This is a genomic window from Acidovorax sp. (genome assembly GCF_034519795.1).
Taxonomy (GTDB): Bacteria; Pseudomonadota; Gammaproteobacteria; order Burkholderiales; family Burkholderiaceae_C; genus Acidovorax.
This window is the reverse complement of the sequence record NZ_JAXHOB010000020.1, coordinates 691,637-707,705: the sequence shown is the minus strand read 5'-3', so window position 1 is coordinate 707,705 and position 16,069 is coordinate 691,637. Positions and strand designations below refer to the sequence as shown.

14 protein-coding genes are annotated in these 16,069 nt (G+C 66.5%); 6 read left to right on the top strand and 8 right to left on the bottom strand.

What is annotated here, in order from left to right; genetic code table 11:
* Nucleotides 1–208 precede the first annotated feature (208 nt).
* The 3 genes from U5N23_RS24530 to U5N23_RS24520 all read left to right on the top strand — a co-directional run bounded on the left by U5N23_RS24530 (nucleotide 209) and on the right by U5N23_RS24520 (nucleotide 4,479).
* On the top strand, nucleotides 209–1,666 hold the full coding sequence (locus tag U5N23_RS24530) for an NCS1 family nucleobase:cation symporter-1 (RefSeq protein ID WP_322595305.1): 1,458 nt from the start codon (nucleotides 209–211) through the stop codon (nucleotides 1,664–1,666).
* An 82-nt stretch (nucleotides 1,667–1,748) separates the two neighbouring features.
* Nucleotides 1,749–3,200, top strand: a complete 1,452-nt coding sequence (gene hydA / locus U5N23_RS24525) for a dihydropyrimidinase (RefSeq protein ID WP_322595304.1) — start codon at nucleotides 1,749–1,751, stop codon at nucleotides 3,198–3,200.
* Between the two features lie 22 nt (nucleotides 3,201–3,222).
* Nucleotides 3,223–4,479, top strand: coding sequence for a Zn-dependent hydrolase (locus U5N23_RS24520; RefSeq protein ID WP_322595303.1), 1,257 nt, complete (start codon nucleotides 3,223–3,225; stop codon nucleotides 4,477–4,479).
* On the opposite strand, the gene U5N23_RS24515 is transcribed toward U5N23_RS24520, so the two are convergent.
* The 4 genes from U5N23_RS24515 to U5N23_RS24500 form a co-directional block, all read right to left on the bottom strand.
* Nucleotides 4,424–5,584 (bottom strand): bifunctional nicotinamide-nucleotide adenylyltransferase/Nudix hydroxylase, encoded by a 1,161-nt coding sequence (locus U5N23_RS24515; protein WP_322595302.1) that lies wholly within the window; start codon nucleotides 5,582–5,584, stop codon nucleotides 4,424–4,426. The genes U5N23_RS24520 and U5N23_RS24515 overlap by 56 nt on opposite strands.
* Before the next feature lie 13 nt (nucleotides 5,585–5,597).
* Nucleotides 5,598–7,298, bottom strand: a complete 1,701-nt coding sequence (locus tag U5N23_RS24510; protein ID WP_322595301.1) for an NAD+ synthase — start codon at nucleotides 7,296–7,298, stop codon at nucleotides 5,598–5,600.
* A 146-nt stretch (nucleotides 7,299–7,444) separates the two neighbouring features.
* Nucleotides 7,445–8,635 carry a nicotinate phosphoribosyltransferase gene (gene pncB, locus U5N23_RS24505; protein WP_322595300.1) on the bottom strand — a complete coding sequence of 397 codons (1,191 nt, stop codon included), beginning with the start codon at nucleotides 8,633–8,635 and terminating at the stop codon, nucleotides 7,445–7,447.
* A 9-nt stretch (nucleotides 8,636–8,644) separates the two neighbouring features.
* Complete coding sequence (locus tag U5N23_RS24500) at nucleotides 8,645–9,499, bottom strand: cysteine hydrolase (RefSeq protein WP_322595299.1); 855 nt, start codon at nucleotides 9,497–9,499, stop codon at nucleotides 8,645–8,647.
* Between the two features lie 328 nt (nucleotides 9,500–9,827).
* Here U5N23_RS24500 and U5N23_RS24495 point away from each other — a divergent pair, with 328 nt between their 5' ends.
* Nucleotides 9,828–11,069 (top strand): diguanylate cyclase, encoded by a 1,242-nt coding sequence (locus tag U5N23_RS24495; protein WP_305741899.1) that lies wholly within the window; start codon nucleotides 9,828–9,830, stop codon nucleotides 11,067–11,069.
* 28 nt (nucleotides 11,070–11,097) lie between these two features.
* On the opposite strand, the gene U5N23_RS24490 is transcribed toward U5N23_RS24495, so the two are convergent.
* The 3 genes from U5N23_RS24490 to metK all read right to left on the bottom strand — a co-directional run bounded on the left by U5N23_RS24490 (nucleotide 11,098) and on the right by metK (nucleotide 13,291).
* On the bottom strand, nucleotides 11,098–11,553 hold the full coding sequence (locus U5N23_RS24490) for a hemerythrin domain-containing protein (RefSeq protein ID WP_322595298.1): 456 nt from the start codon (nucleotides 11,551–11,553) through the stop codon (nucleotides 11,098–11,100).
* A gap of 35 nt (nucleotides 11,554–11,588) precedes the next feature.
* Nucleotides 11,589–11,774: a DUF1328 domain-containing protein gene (locus U5N23_RS24485; RefSeq protein ID WP_305741901.1), complete on the bottom strand. Its 186-nt coding sequence runs from the start codon at nucleotides 11,772–11,774 to the stop codon at nucleotides 11,589–11,591.
* 335 nt (nucleotides 11,775–12,109) lie between these two features.
* A complete protein-coding gene (gene metK / locus U5N23_RS24480; protein ID WP_305741902.1) occupies nucleotides 12,110–13,291 on the bottom strand; it encodes a methionine adenosyltransferase in 1,182 nt (393 codons plus the stop codon).
* A gap of 132 nt (nucleotides 13,292–13,423) precedes the next feature.
* On the opposite strand from metK, the gene U5N23_RS24475 reads away from it, so the two are divergent.
* Together U5N23_RS24475 and U5N23_RS24470 are read left to right on the top strand one after the other, a co-directional pair.
* Complete coding sequence (locus U5N23_RS24475) at nucleotides 13,424–14,275, top strand: lysophospholipid acyltransferase family protein (RefSeq protein WP_322595297.1); 852 nt, start codon at nucleotides 13,424–13,426, stop codon at nucleotides 14,273–14,275.
* Entirely contained in the window at nucleotides 14,272–15,138 is an 867-nt protein-coding gene (locus tag U5N23_RS24470; RefSeq protein WP_322595296.1) for a lipid A biosynthesis acyltransferase, read from the top strand. The genes U5N23_RS24475 and U5N23_RS24470 overlap by 4 nt, the downstream gene beginning before the upstream one ends.
* A 10-nt stretch (nucleotides 15,139–15,148) precedes the next feature.
* Here U5N23_RS24470 and U5N23_RS24465 read toward each other — a convergent pair whose 3' ends face one another.
* Complete coding sequence (locus U5N23_RS24465) at nucleotides 15,149–16,054, bottom strand: alpha/beta fold hydrolase (protein ID WP_322595295.1); 906 nt, start codon at nucleotides 16,052–16,054, stop codon at nucleotides 15,149–15,151.
* Nucleotides 16,055–16,069: the final 15 nt, after the last annotated feature.

Here is a 16,069-nt window from a genome sequence, read left to right as displayed (position 1 = left end):
GGACATGCCATCCGGCGCGGCGAGTGCGCAATCGCAACGCGGTGCTGCACTGCATCTGGCGGAGCCGGCAGCGGGTCTATAGCATCGCCGGCTTCCCCCGGAGCGCGGTGACCGCGTTCCCGTCCGCCATCTGCCGGTACCGGAGCGCCGGAGCAGACAGCGGCTTGTGTGCAACCCCAAGAAGTCAACATTTCACAGGAGTACAGGCATGAACCACAGTACCGGCAGCGCCGCCCACGGGGCGGGGCATCTGCCCGGCGCAGCGTCCAATCCGCTGGCCAACGAAGATCTGCTCCCCACCACGCCGGCGCAGCGCCACTGGGCGTGGAAGGACTATGCCGCCCTGTGGGTGGGCATGGTGGTCTGCGTGCCGACCTACACCATGGCCAGCTCCATGCTGGACCAGGGCTTCACCTGGCAGATGGCGGTGTGGCTGGTGTTTGCAGCCAACTGCATCGTGCTGATTCCCATGGTGCTCATCGGCCGCGTGGGGCCACGCTATGGCGTGCCCTTCCCGGTGCTGGCGCGCGCCTCTTTCGGTGTCAAGGGCGCCAATCTGCCGGCGGTATTGCGCGGGCTGGTGGCCTGCGGATGGTTCTCCATCAACTGCTATTTCGGCGCACTGGCGCTGCACGGTTTCCTCAACATCCTGGGCATGGGGCTCGCAGGGCCGGCCGAAGGGCAGACCATCAGCACTTCGCAGTTCATGTGCTTCCTGGCGTTCTGGGCCGTGCACATCTGGTTCATCTGGAAGGGGCCCGAGTCCATCCGCGTGCTGGAGGTGATCGCTGCGCCGCTGATGGTCGGCGCCTCGCTGCTGCTGGTCGTGGTGCTGATGATGAAGGTGCCCGCCGGCCAGCTGTTCAACCTGCCTGCCAAGGTGGTGGAAGGCGGGCCCAAGACCTGGGCCGCGCTCACCGGGCTGGTGGGCTTCTGGGCCACGCTGGCCCTGAACATCCCCGACTTCACGCGCTTTGCGCGCTCGCAGAAGGACCAGGTCATCGGCCAGGCCATCGGCCTGCCCATTCCCATGGCCCTGTTCTCCATGGTCGGCGTCATCGGCTTCTCGGCTTCGGCCATCCTCTACGGCAAGGCGCAGCTGTTCCCTGACGGACTGCTCACCCAGATGGGCAGCCTGGCCGCCGGTATCGGCCTGCTGGTGATCCTGCTGGCCAACCTCACCACCAACGTGGCGGCCAACCTGGTCTCGCCCTCGTACGACTTCAGCCAGATCGCACCATCGAAGATCAGCTTTCGCATGGGCGGCCTGATCGCGGCGCTCATCGGCCTGCTGTTCATGCCCTGGAAGCTGCTGGCCACCTCGGGCGGTTACCTGTTCACCTGGCTGGGCGGTTACGGCACACTGCTGGGCGCCATCGCCGGCATCCTGCTGGTGGACTATTACCTGGTGCGCAAGGGCGAACTCAAGGTGGACGACCTGTACCGCCGTGGCGGCGAGTACGAATACAGCAACGGCTGGAACATCCACGCCCTGGTGGCCTTCTTCCTGGGCGTGCTGCCCTGCCTGCCAGGCTACTTGGCGGTGTCGGGCGTGGTGGACAAGGGCGCGGTGCCCGGCCTGCTGCAGTCGCTGTTCGACTTTGGCTGGTTCTTCAGCCTGGCCGTCGCCGGCACCTACTACTACCTGACCGCGAAGAAGAAATGACGACCTGCCCCGCAGCGACCCCATCCGGCCTGCTGCGGGCCTGTGGCCCTGGCCACCCCTGCAAACCCTGAAGGAGAACCCCATGAGCCAAGCCCTTGTGATCCGCGGTGGCACCGTGGTCAATGCAGATCGCGAGCAGCGCGCCGACGTGCTGTGTGTGGATGGCCGCATCGTGGCCGTCGGGGAGGGGGCGGCCGCGCAGGCGCCTGCGGGCGCGCAGGTGCTGGACGCCAGCGGCCAGTACGTGCTGCCCGGCGGCATCGATCCGCACACCCACATGCAGCTGCCGTTCATGGGCACCGTCACCATGGACGACTTCTTCACCGGCACGGCCGCGGCCCTGGCGGGCGGCACCACGAGCATCATCGACTTCGTGATCCCCGACCCGCAGGAGCCCATCATGGACGCCTACCGCAAGTGGCGCGGCTGGGCCGAGAAGTCAGCGGCCGACTACAGCTTCCACGTCGCCATCACCTGGTGGAGCGAGCAGGTGCGCGCCGACATGGGCACACTGGTGCAGGAGGAGGGCGTGAACAGCTTCAAGCACTTCATGGCCTACAAGAACGCCATCATGTGCGACGACGAAACCCTGGTGAACAGCTTCAAGCGCGCGCTGGAGCTGGGGGCCATGCCCACGGTGCATGCCGAGAACGGCGAACTGGTGTACCTGCTGCAGCAGGAGGTGACCAAGATGGGCATCACCGGGCCCGAGGGCCATCCGCTGTCGCGTCCGCCCATGGTCGAGGCCGAGGCCGCGAATCGCGCGATTGCCATTGCCGACGTGCTGGGCGTGCCGATCTACGTGGTCCACGTGAGCTGCATGGAGTCGGCCGACGCCATTTCCCGCGCCCGCGCGCGCGGCCAGCGGGTGTATGGCGAGGTGCTGGCCGGCCATCTGCTGATCGACGACAGCGTGTACCGCGACCCCGATTTTGCCAAGGCCGCCGCCTACGTGATGAGCCCGCCGTTTCGCCCCAAGGGCCACCAGGAGGCGCTGTGGCGCGGCCTGCAGTCGGGCCAGCTGCACACCACGGCGACGGACCACTGCACTTTCTGCGCCGCGCAGAAGGCCATGGGCAAGGAGAGCTTCGCCAAGATCCCCAACGGTACGGGCGGTGTGGAAGAGCGCATGGCTGCCATCTGGGATGGCGGCGTGAACACCGGGCGCCTGACGCCCAGCGAGTTCGTGGCCATCACCTCGGCCAATGCGGCCAAGCTGTTCAACATCTACCCGCGCAAGGGCTTCATCGGCGAGGGCGCCGATGCCGACCTGGTGCTGTGGGACCCCGAAGGCACCAAGACCTTCTCGGCCAAGACCCAGCACAGCAAGGGCGATTTCAACATCTTCGAGGGCCGCACCGTGCGCGGCATTCCGAGCCATACCGTGAGCCAGGGCCGCGTGGTGTATGCCAACGGCGAGCTGCGCGCCGAGCAGGGCCAGGGCCGCTACCTCAAGCGCCCGGCCTTCGGCGCCAACTTTCAGGCGGTGCAAAAGCGCGCCCAGGACCTGGCGCCCACCGCAGTGGCCCGCTGACAGAACCGATCCGGAGAACACCATGGACACCGCAACCAAGACCGACATCGACAGCCTGCGCATCAACGGCGAGCGCCTGTGGGATTCACTCATGGAGCTGGCGCAGATCGGGGCCACACCCAAGGGCGGCGTGTGCCGCCTGACGCTGACCGACCTGGACAAGCAAGGCCGCGACCTCGTCACCCGCTGGGCGCGCGAGGCCGGCATGACCGTGACCATCGACCAGATCGGCAACGGCTTCATGCGCCGCCCGGGGCGCAACAACAGCCTGCCGCCCATCATGACCGGCAGCCACATCGACACCCAGCCCACGGGCGGCAAATTCGATGGCAACTACGGCGTGCTGGCCGGCATCGAGGTGGTGCGCACCTTGAACGACCACGGCATCGAGACCGAGGCACCGATCGAGGTGGCTTTCTGGACCAATGAAGAGGGCTCGCGCTTCGTGCCGGTGATGATGGGCTCGGGCGTGTTCGCCAAGGCCTTCACGCTGGAGCATGCCTACGCCGCCACCGACACCGAGGGCAAAACCGTCAAGGGCGAGCTCGAACGCATCGGCTACATCGGCGAGCAGGTGCCGGGCGACCACCCCATCGGCGCCTACTTCGAGACGCACATCGAGCAGGGCCCGGTGCTCGAAGACCACGACAAGACCATCGGCGTGGTCACCGGCGTGCTCGGCATCCGCTGGTACGACTGCACCGTGACCGGCATGGAGGCCCATGCCGGCCCCACGCCCATGGCCCTGCGCAAGGATGCGCTGCAGGTCGCCACGCACCTCATGCAGGAGGTGGTGGCCTGCGCCCACCGCCACCCGCCGCACGGGCGCGGCACGGTGGGCATGGTGCATGTGCACCCCAACAGCCGCAACGTCATCCCGGGCCAGGTCAAGTTCAGCATCGACCTGCGCAATGCCACCGACGCGCTGTGCGATAGCATGGACCAGGACATCCGCGCCGTGGCCGCCAAGTTGAGCGCCGACACCGGTCTGCCGATCGTGATCGAGCAGGTCTCGGCCTATCCGGCCCAGGTGTTCCATGCCGACTGCGTGGACGCCGTGGCGCGCGCCGCCGCCAAGCTCGGTTACTCCAACATGCCCGCCGTGTCAGGCGCCGGGCACGACGCCGTGTACATGGCGCGCCTGGCGCCCGCCGGCATGGTGTTCATCCCCTGCAAGGACGGCATCAGCCACAACGAGATCGAGGACGCCAAGCCCGAGCACATCACGGCTGGCTGCAACGTGCTGCTGCATGCGATGCTGGAGCGGGCGGGCACTTGATATGGACCGAGGGCTTGGCTACGAACCAAGTCCTCTCCTGGCCAAGCCAGTTACTGCACCGCAGGGGCTGGGCGGAGCCGGTCAGCCCCAGAAAATGGTCCAGCATGTGGAAGTGGTCCTCGAAGAATTCCTCTTCCATGCCTGCCAACTCGGCAACCGGCGTCCACTGCACCTGCTGGGCATCGTCATCGGCCTGCACGGTGGGGAACGGTGCCTGGCCCAGGTCGAAGTAGTGCGCGTGCGTGAGCGTGCGCCCGCGCTGGCTGCGGTCGGGGTGGTCGAACACGGCCACAACCTGCAGCGCGGCGCGCATGGTGGCCTCGGGCAGTTGGCAATGGGTCTCTTCCACCAGCTCGCGCAGGCACGACTGCCACACCGTCTCGCGCTGCTCGATGAAGCCGCCGGGCACGGCCAGTTGGCCCTTGCCGGGCGCATGGGCGCGGCGGATCAGCAGCACATGGTCCTGGCAGCGCAGCACGGCGTCCACCGTCACGAACACGGGCGGGTAGGGCGCTGCGGACCAGGCCTCGCGGTAGCGGCGCAGCATGCGCCATTCTTCCTGCAGGGCCGCGAAATGCGGCGTCTGTGCAAAGCGTTCGAGAAAGGCCAGCGTGCTTGCGGGCATCTCGCCGCGCAGGTCGTCGAGTTCCGTGCGCACGGTGGTCGGCGTGGCGCCGAAGTAGGCGTCGCGGATGGCCGTGGCGTCGATGCGGCCCTGGCGCTCCATGTGGATCAGCTCCCAGCCCGGGAAGGCGCTCAGGTAGCTGCTGGTGGCGTCCTTGAAGTGGCCCACCAGGCCGATGCGGCCTGCCTCGGGCGCGATGCGGGCCACGCCCTCGCGCACGGCCTGCACCCACACGGCCTCGTTGTAGTAGTCGCGCACGGGCAGCACCTGCACGCGGGCACGGTCGGCCTCGGGCAGGGCCTCGCGCAGCATCTGCTCGCGCTCGGCGGCGGTGAAGGGGTTCTTGGGCGAGCGGGCCTGCCAGGCCGAGCCCATGACCACGATGACCTGGCGTGCGCTGTCGAGCGCGCGCTGCAAAAGGGCCATGTGGCCCTGGTGGACGGGCTCGAAGCGGCCGATATAGAGGGCGGTGTCGTACATGGGGTGTATTGGATCAGACATAGCGGGCCGCGATCGGCATCTGCCGGCCGCTGCCGAAGGCGCGCGCACGCACGCGCACGATGGGCGGCGCCTGGCGGCGCTTGTATTCGTTGCGGGCGACCATCATGCGCACGCGCTGCACCAGCGTGCGGCCGTCGTCACCCTGTTCGAGCTGCTGTACGAAGGCCCGGGCGGCATCGTACTCGGCAGGTGCCAGGCGGTCGCCCTCGATCAGCATCTTGAGCACCTCGTCGAGCACCGGGTAGGGTGGCAGGCTGTCCACATCGCGCTGGTTCGGGGCCAGCTCGGCCGAGGGCTCCTTGTCGATGATGGCCTCGGGGATCAGCTCACGGCCCGCATGCGCGTTGATGTGGCGCGACAGGGCGAAGACCTCCGTCTTGTACAGGTCGCCAATCAGCCCCAGGCCACCGTTGGTGTCGCCGTACAGTGTGCAGTAGCCCACCGAGATTTCGGACTTGTTGCCCGTGGTCAGCAGCAGGTGGCCGAAGGCATTGGAATACTCCATCAGCACCGTGCCGCGGATGCGCGCCTGCAGGTTTTCAAGCGGCAGACCCTGCAGCACCTGGCCAAAGCTGGCCTCGAACTGCTGCGCATAGACCGCCACCAGGTCGGCGATGGGGTGGGTGATCAACTGCACGCCCAGGTTGTGGCACAGGGCCACCGAGTCGTCCACCGAGCCGCTCGATGAAAAGCGCGAGGGCATGGTGATGCCCACCACGTTCTCGGGCCCCAGCGCCTGGGCGGCGAGCGCCAGGGTGAGGGCACTGTCGATGCCCCCCGAGCTGCCCACCACCACCTGCTTGAAGCCGCAGCGCCGCGCATAGTCCGACAGACCCAGCACGATCTGCTGGCGGTAGAACTCCATGGTGGGCAGGCCCTGCGCGGGCACGGGTTCGGGCTTCTCCCCTGCGGCGGTGAGGAAGCGCCCGTTGTCGAACTGCAGGGTGCGCACGTCTTCCACAAAGCGCCGGGCTTCGAAGACGATGCCGGCTTCGGGCTCCACCGCGAACGACGCGCCGTCGAACACGATCTGGTCGTGCCCGCCGACCTGGTTCACGTACAGGATGGGCAGGCCGTTGCGGCGCGAGGCGTCGCCGAAGATCTGGTGGCGCTGCTCGCGCTTGGCGATGTGGCTGGGGCTGGCGTTGATGCTCACCACCAGGTCGGGGGCAGCGTCGCGCATGCGGTCGAAGGGGTTGGTCGCATAGTCGGCGCCGTTGTCGTTCCAGCCGTCCTCGCAGATCAGGAGGCCCACCTGGGCATTGCCGATGCGCAGCACCTTGGCCACGTCGGGGCCGGGCTCGAAATGGCGGCGCTCATCGAAGATGTTGTAGGTGGGCAGCAACTGCTTGGCATAGCGCAGTCGCACCGCGCCACCGTGCAGCACCAGCAGGCTGTTGTGCAGCCGCTTGCCGGGCCCCTGCGCGGGCGTGGGCGCACCCACCACCCAGTGCAGGCCGGGCAGCTCGGCCGAGGCCTGCTGCAACGCGGCCAGCCCGGCGGCCACGCGCTGCTGGAAGGCGCTTTCGTCGAGCATGTCGCCCGGGTAGTAGCCGCACAGCGCGAGTTCGGTGAAGACCACCAGGTCGGCCTGCTCGCTCGCGGCTTGCCGTGCGGCGGCCACCATGCGCGCGACATTGCCTTCGATGTCGCCGACGGTGAAGTTGAGTTGGGCAAGGGTGATGCGGAGCATGCGTGCTTTTCCTTGTGTCGAACCTATGTGCTTGCAGAGCGGCTGAAAAAACTCAGCGAAGCGGTCCTGGCTAGGCGTTTCGTCGCAGACAGTACTGAAAGTACGGCAAGACGGAACAACGACGCCAGGAGAGTTTTCTCAGTCGCTCATCCCTTGACATTGAATACCTGGCGCAGATAGGCCAGAAAGGTCTCATCGTCGCACAGGGTCTTGCCGGGCGTATCCGACAGCTTGGCCACGGGCTGGCCGTTGGCGCGCGTGAGCTTCATCACGATGTTCAGCGGCGTCTGGCCCATGTCGTTGGTGAGGTGGGTGCCGATGCCGAAGCCCAGCTGCGTGCGGTCGCCGAAGTGGCGGTAGAGCATGAGGGCACGCTCCAGGTTCAGGCCGTCCGAGAACACCAGGCGCTTGGTGTGCGCATCGATGCGCAGGCGCGCATAGTGCGCCAGGGCCTTTTCGCCCCAGGCCACCGGGTCGCCCGAGTCGTGGCGCAGGCCGTCGAACAGCTTGGCGAAGTACAGGTCGAAGTCGGCCAGGAACGCGTCCATGCCCACGGTGTCGGTCAGCGCGATGCCGAGGTCGCCCCGGTATTCCTGCACCCATTCTTCGAGCGCGGTGTTCTGGAAGTCGCGCAGCCGCACGCCCAGGGCCTGGTAGGTCTGCAGGTACTCGTGCGCCATGGTGCCGATGGGCACCAGGTTCAGGTCACGCGCCAGCAGCACGTTGGAGGTGCCCTTGAACCATTGCGGTGCCTCTTTGGCAAAAGTCTGCACCACCTCGCGCTGCCATGCGCCGCTGTAGCGCCGGCGCAGCCCGAAGTCGAACAGCTCGAAGGGGTGGCGCAGCGTGGCCTGCTGCGCCAGGTCCTTGAGCGTCTGCACCTTGGCGGCCAGGCGGCTGCGGCCTTCGGCGAGCGCCGCGGCCGGGTCGAAGCGCCGGAAATACAGCTCGTTGACGATGGCCAGCACGAAGATCTCGAAGCCCATCACATGCACTTGCGGGCCGCGCGCGACGATGTGCAGTTGGCCATCCTCTGCAGAGGCCTCGATGAAGTTGCGCTGGAACTGGAAGATGCGCAGGAAGTCGATGAAGTCGCTCTTGATGTAGCGCAGCCCGCCCACATAGGCCAGTTCGTCGGGCGCAAAGCGCAGCGTGCACAGGTGGTCGAGCTCGGCGTTCACCTCGTCCAGCAGTTCACTGAGCGGGTAGGCGCTCTGGTTGCGGCAGACGAAGCGGTACTCGCTCTGCGTCTGCGGGTGGCCGTGCAGCAGGGCCTGCCACATGGTGAACTTGTAGAGGTCGGTGTCGAGCAGGCTGTCAATGATGTGGTCGGACATGGTGGCTCCTCAGAAATCGTCGGTGCTGCGCGCCAGTTGCACGCCTTGGGCGCGCATGGCATCGAGGAAAGCGGTGTGCTCGGCCTCGAAGCCGCCCACCGGGCTCATGCAGTCGGTCAGCAGGGTGATACGCGCGGGCTCCCAGCCCGGCTGCAGCCGCGGCAGGTGCTGCACGATGTGCTCGGTGGTGGCGCGCACGCAGTGGCTGCTGGCCTCGCCGGCGATGAACAGCCGGTCGGCCGCGCCCAGCGCTGCGAGCAGGCGGGTGTTCAGGGCTGTGTCCGGGTCGTCCGCATCGGGCACCTCGGCCTCGATGGCGCTGTAGTGCTCGGTGAAGGGGCTGGTGCCCTTGAATACGTTGCGCACCGCGCGCTGGCGTTGCAGCTGCCACTCGCCGCAGGCAGCCAGCACTTCGGCATGCACGCCATGGCCCCAGCTGCCGATCTCGCAGTGCACGGGCCACACCATGTGGGTATAGCGGCCTTGCCGTTCTAGCGCGTCGAGATACTGCAGGGTGCGCGGCAGCAGGGCCGCGTTGCGGGGCGCGAAGGCGCCGGCGCGCACCTGGGCTGCCGTGATGGGCGTGAAGGCCGCCACGGCCCGCCCATCGGCCTGTTGCCAGTAGCCGGGGTGGGCGATGTCGAACTGCTGGTGCGAATCGAGGGTGATGATGATGCCGTCGAGCAGTGCACCGCGGGCCCGGACGAAGGCGGCCGTGCGCTGCATGTCGGCATGGGCACCCGCTACCGGCAGCGAGGGGGTGGTGCGCATGCCGGTGACCGGATCGGCAGGTTGCCAGGCAGCGGGCAGGTCGCAGAAATCGTTTTGCGGGTCGATCACCAGAGCCTGGGTGGTGTGTGCCATGGTCATGTCCTTGTCTGTCGGTGGCGCCAGTGTAAGCCAGTTAATTCAATTGTGCAACTAAGTGGCGCAAGGCGAACTGCAGGTGCGTGACATGATGGCCGGGACGCAGCCCAGCATGGACAGGGTGCTGCATGCAGCACGCCACTGGGCGAATTTCATTGGACCGGGCGTGCAAAATCTGGCACAAACGAAAACTTTGTGCCGTGTTGCAACCGCGCCTGTTGGGCCGGTAACGCACGACACAGCCACGATGGGGTGCGCCGCAGGCTGCCAAAGCTTGCTTGCCATCCGTCATACATGCTGGCTACAGTCGGCTACGAGGTTTTCCATGTCATTGCGGCTCAAATTCAATCTGGTGCTGGCCTGTGTGCTGCTGGTGGCGGCGGCAGGCACGGGCCTGTACGTGCACCGCTTCCTGCAGAAGACGGCCATCGAAGAGGTGCAGCACAACTCGCAGCTCATGATGCACGCCGCCATGGCCATCCGCGACTACACGACCGAACTGGTCAAGCCGCACCTCGATGTGACGCTGGCCGAGCAGTTCCTGCCGCAGACGGTGCCGGCCTTTGCAGCCACCGAAACGCTGCGCCGGCTGCAGAACCGCTTTCCGGGCTACGAGTACAAGGAGGCGGTGCTCAACCCCACCAATCTGCGCGACCGAGCCAATGAGTGGGAAGAGCGCATCATCAAGGACTTCCGCGAAGGGCGGGCCGATCTCAAGAAAGAGGTGACTGGTGAGGTCGGCGAGGGCATGCACCGCACGCTCTATGTCGCCCGCCCGATCACGATCAAGCAGCCGCAATGCCTGGCCTGCCACAGCACGCCCGCCGCAGCGCCGCCGACCATGCTCAAGATCTACGGCGACAAGAACGGCTTTGGCTGGCAGATGAATGAAACCATCGGCATCCAGGTGGTGCGGGTGCCCATGTTCTACCCGCTCGAGAAGGCGCGCACGACCTTCAACACGGTGATGACGGCGCTGGCGGGCAGCTTTTTGCTGCTGTTTGCGATACTGAATCTGTCGCTGTCGTCGCTGGTGATCGAGCCCATGGCGCGCTTGAACCGCAAGCTCGAAGACCTGGCGACCAAGGACTTCCTGACCGACCTGGTGAACCGCCGCAAATTCTTCGAACGGCTGGAGGCCGAGATGGCCGACACGCGCATCAAGAAGAGCAGCCTGTCGGTCGTGATGTTCGACATCGACTTCTTCAAGCGCATCAATGACACCTTCGGCCACGATTCGGGCGATGTGGTGCTCAAGGCCACGGCCCTGCGGGTGCGCGAGCTGCTGCGCTCGTCCGATTGCGCGGCGCGCTTCGGTGGCGAGGAATTCATCCTGCTGCTCAAAGAGACGCCGGTCGACGCCGCCATGGCCATGGCCGAGGCGGTGCGCGCACGCATCGCCACCGTGCCTTTCGACGCGGTGGGCCATGTGAGTGCCAGCTTCGGTGTGGCCACATGGAACCAGGTGGAAGACGCGCACGCGCTGATCAAGCGCGCCGACACGGCCTTGTACGTAGCCAAGTCCAGCGGCCGCAATTGCGTGGTGCAGGCCAAGGACGCGGTCTGAGCCTGCCGCCTACGATGCCACGGAACGATCAGGCCGTGGCTGCCTTGGCGTCGTCGTAGTCGCTCAGGTAGTCGCCGGCCAGGGACGTCTTCTGCTTTTCGGTCAGCAGCTTGCCGGCCATCTGGAAGAAGCGGTGCTCCTCTTCCTGGAGGTGGTGTTCCACCTTCTCGGCGAGCTTTTTCGCGAGGGGAAGCCAGGCAGGGGTGGCGGGATCGGCTTTTTCCAGTGATTCCACCAGCTCATCGATCTGGTGGTGCTCCGAAATCGCGTGGCGCGACAGGTCCATGCCGGCGTCGAGCTGCATCAGCGGGGCATAGAAATTCCGGTCCTCCGCCAGCTCGTGCGCCGCCAGCTCGGTCTTGAGCTGCGTGAACAGCTCCTGCCGCTCAGGCGTATCGCCACTGGTTTCGGTCAGGCGGCGGTACAGGTCGCGCTGCAGTTCGTGGCTTTCGCGCAGGGCTTCGAAGATGTTCTGTTGGCTCATGGGAATCCTTGGCAGTGAGAGGGCAGGCGGGCGGCTTACTTGAGGGCCTTGCGGGCCGCGCCGACACCGATGGCCGCCAGGACCACGAAAATCACGGCCAGCACCAGGAACAGCACGAACAGGATCTTGGCAATGCCTGCCGTGCCCGCCGCCACGCCGGTGAAGCCCAGTGCACCGGCAACCAGCGAGATCAGGGCAAAAATGATGGCGTACTTGAGCATGTGGGTTCCTTGCAGTGGGGGCAGCAACGGCTGCGAATAGATGTGACTGAAAGATACCGGGGTGGCCGTGGCGGGAGCGTCGGCAGGTGCGGAGTGTGGGTGTAGGAGAGCACCGATCCGATGGAGCGTGGGGCCGGAAACGACAAAGCCGCAGCGCGGTGAGCGCTGCGGCTTTGTTGTACTGAAGTTTCCCGAAGAGGGGAGGCGCCGGGCCTTACAGCCCTGCAGCTGCACGCAGTGCAGCAGCCTTGTCCGTACTTTGGTCTGCGTTCACATCGCTTACGCGATATGAACTTCGCCCGAAGACCGAAAACCGCGCTATTCGCGCGGCGGGCTTACAGCCCGGCTGCTGCGCGAAGCGCAGCAGCTTTGTCGGTCTTCTCCCAGGTGAACTCGGGTTCTTCGCGGCCGAAGTGGCCGTAGGCGGCGGTCTTTTCGTAGATCGGGCGCAGCAGGTCCAGCATCTGGATGATGCCCTTGGGGCGCAGGTCGAAATGCTCCTGCACCAGTGCAGCGATCTTGTCGTCGGGGATCACGCCCGTGCCTTCGGTGTAGACGGTCACATTCATGGGGCGTGCCACGCCGATGGCGTAGGCCACCTGGATCTGGCACTGGCGCGCCAGGCCGGCGGCGACGATGTTCTTGGCCACGTAGCGGGCGGCATAGGCGGCCGAGCGGTCCACCTTGGTTGGGTCCTTGCCGCTGAAGGCGCCACCGCCGTGGGGGCAGGCACCGCCGTAGGTGTCGACGATGATCTTGCGACCGGTCAGCCCGCAATCACCCTGGGGGCCGCCGATGACGAAGCGGCCGGTGGGGTTGATCAGGTACTTGGTGTCCTTGAGCCACTCGCTGGGCAGCACGGGCTTGATGATCTCCTCGATCACGGCCTCGATGAAGCTGGCCTTCATCGTCTTGGCGGTTTCGCTCTGGTCGGGGTGGTGCTGGGTGGAGAGCACCACGGTGTCGATGCTGTGGGGCTTGCCGTCCACATAGCGCATGGTCACCTGGCTCTTGGCATCGGGGCGCAGGAAGGGCAGGCGCCCATCCTTGCGCAGTTGGGCCTGGCGTTCCACGAGGCGGTGGGCGTAGTAGATCGGCGCGGGCATCAGCTCGGGCGTTTCGTCGCAGGCATAGCCGAACATCAGGCCCTGGTCGCCGGCGCCGGTGTTCAGGTGGTCGTCGCTGGCCTGGTCCACGCCCTGGGCGATGTCGTTCGATTGCTTGTCGTAGGCCACGAGCACGGCGCAGCCTTTGTAGTCGATGCCGTAGTCGGTGTTGTCGTAGCCGATGCGCTTGATCGTGTCGCGCGCCACCTGGATGTAGTCCACGTGGGCGTTGGTGGTGATTTCACCAGCGAGCACCACCAGGCCGGTGTTGGTCAGCGTTTCGGCGGCAACACGGCTGCGGGGATCTTGCTTGAAGATCGCATCGAGGATCGCGTCCGAGATCTGGTCCGCCACCTTGTCGGGATGGCCTTCGGAGACGGATTCCGAGGTAAAAAGAAAGTCGTTCGCCATTTGAATAAACTCCTGTGTTCCGGCATTTGGGGCGTTGCCCTCACTCCGAAGGAGCTTTGGCGAACGCTTTAGCAGATTTATTTAACGTCGCCCTGCAAGTTGCTCATTTAACTCAGCGACCCTGTCATTTTAATGCCATCTCTGTTCCGTCTCTTTTCCGTGTTGCCACTGTGGCTGCTCCATGGCCTGGGCGCTGCCATGGGATGGCTGGCTTTTCTGGCTTCGCCCATCTACCGCGGGCGCTTTCGGGCCAATGCCGCGCAGGCCGGCTACCGCTTCGGTGAGGTGAGCTCCGCCGTGGGCCATGCGGGCCGCATGGTGGCCGAGCTGCCGCGCCTGTGGCTGGGCGCGCCGCTGCCGTTTCGCATCGAGGGCGGGGCCTGCGTCGAAGAAGCCTATGCGCAGGGGCGAGGCATCCTGTACCTGACGCCGCACCTGGGATGCTTCGAGCTGTCGGCCCAGGCCGCTGCGCACCGCTGGAGCGCCACGCACGGCCCCATCACCGTGCTCTACCGTCCTGCGCGCCAGGCCTGGCTGGCCAAGGTGATGGAGACCGCGCGCAACCGGCCAGGCATGCTGGCCGTGCCCACCAACCTCTCGGGCGTGCGTCAGATGATCAAGGCACTGCGCCGGGGCGAGGCCGTGGGCCTGCTGCCCGACCAGGTGCCGCCCCAGGGCCAGGGGCTGTGGAGCCCCTTCTTTGGCAAGGGCGCCTATACGATGACGCTGTCGATACGGCTGGCGCAGCAGACCGGGGCGGCCGTGGTACTGGCGCGCTGCGAACGGCTGTCCTGGGGCCGCGGCTACGTGGTGCATTTCGAACCCCTGCCCGCGCCGCTGGCTGCCGACGCCGATGCCGCCGTGCTACAGATCAACCAGGCCATGGAACACCTGATACGCCAGTCCCCCCAGCAGTACCTCTGGGGCTACGGCCGCTACAAGGAGCCGCGCGTGGAAGTGGCTGCAACCGGGGTGGGCGCATGACCGGCCGCCTGGGGGTGTGGTTCATGCGCGTGCTGGCGCTGTTGCCGCTGCCGGTGCTGCGGGCCATGGGATGGCTGATCGGCCATGCCCTGTACCTGCTGGCGGCGCCGCGGCGCAGGGTGGCGCTGCGCAATCTTGCACTGTGCTTTCCCGATGCCACCGAGGCGCGGCGGCGCCAGTGGGCGCGCGAGAGCTTCGTGGGTTTCTGCCAGACCTGGCTGGACCGCAGCTGGCTGTGGTTCGCCCCGCGCGAGGTGGTGCTGGGCCGCGTGAAGCTCACGGGCGCACTGGACGAGCTGCTGGGCGACACGCCCACCATCATCTTCGCGCCGCATTTCTACGGCATGGATGCCGGGGGCTCCGCGCTCACCTTGCACACCGACCGGGCCTTCACTTCTATCTTCACGCCCCAGCCGGACCCGGCGGTGGACGTCTGGATTCGCAACGGGCGCCAGCGCTTTGGCAACGTGCGCATGCTCAACCGGGGCGATGGCGTCAAACCCATCCTGAGCGGGCTGCGCAAGGGCGGCCTGCTGTACCTGTTGCCCGACATGGATTTCGGGCGCAACGACTCGCTGTTCGTGCCTTTCTACGGCGTGACGGCGGCCACGGTGCCTTCGCTCTCGCGCTTTGCCCGGCTGGGGCGTGCCAAGGTGATCTCCATGGTCACGCGCATCACACCCACGGGCTACGTGGCCGAGCTGTCGTCCGCCTGGCCTGGGTACCCGACGGACGATGCCGAAGCCGACACCGCGCTGATGAACCAGTACCTGCAGTCCTACATCGACGTGACGCCGGGGCAGTACTACTGGGTGCACAAGCGCTTCAAGACGCGCCCCGAGGGCGAGCCTTCGATCTATTGAAGCGGGGGGCTCAGCCCCTGCGGAGAAAGCCCCCGAGCGCGTTGGCCACCCGCTCTGGCTGCTCGTGCACGACCCAGTGCGATGCGCCTTCGACCCTGTCGATCTGCAGGTGTGGAACCCAGCCCGGCAGGCCATCGAGAAGACCGGGCAGCAGGGCAGGGTCGTCCATCGCCCAGACCACCAGGGTGGGCACCGACACGGTGAGCATGCTGTCGGGCAAGGAGATGCCGGCGATGGCGTTGTCGTCCCCTCGTGGCGGGCGCAGCGGGCTTGCTCGGTAGTAATTGCAGGCGCCGGTCAGGCCCTGCTGCCACAGCGCACGGTATTGCGCGCGCACGCCGTCGGTCAGCCACTGGGGCGCCCGGCCTTCGGGGTCGTCGAAAAAAGCGAACAGGCGTTCGAAGTCATTCTCGGCCAACAGGGCCTCGGCATCCGGCCTGCACAGGAAATGCATGTACTGGCTGCTGGCCTGTTGCGCGGCGTTGTGCTGCAGTTCGCGCAGGAAGGTGCCGGGATGGGGGGAGTTGACGATGGCCAGCCGCTGCATGAGTTGCGGCTGCTGGTTGGCCAGGTTCCAGGCCACGGCGCCGCCCCAGTCGTGGGCCACGAGACACTCGAGCGGCTGGCCGGGGCTCACGGCCGCGACCAGTGCGACGAGGTCCTGCACCAGGTATTTGGCCCGGTAGGCCTGCACGTCCACGGGGCTGCTGGATTCGCCGAAACCGCGCAGGTACGGTGCCACGCAGTGGTAGCCGCCGTTTTCGGGCTGCGCGAAATGGGCCAGCATGGCGTCCCAGATGAAGGCGCCTTCGGGAAAGCCGTGCAGGAACAGCAGCACGGGCCGGCCGGCGGCGCCGCTCTCGCGGCACTGCAGGGTGGTGCCGTGGGGCAGGGTCAGGTTGCGGGTCTGGATCATGCGCTGTTGCTATCG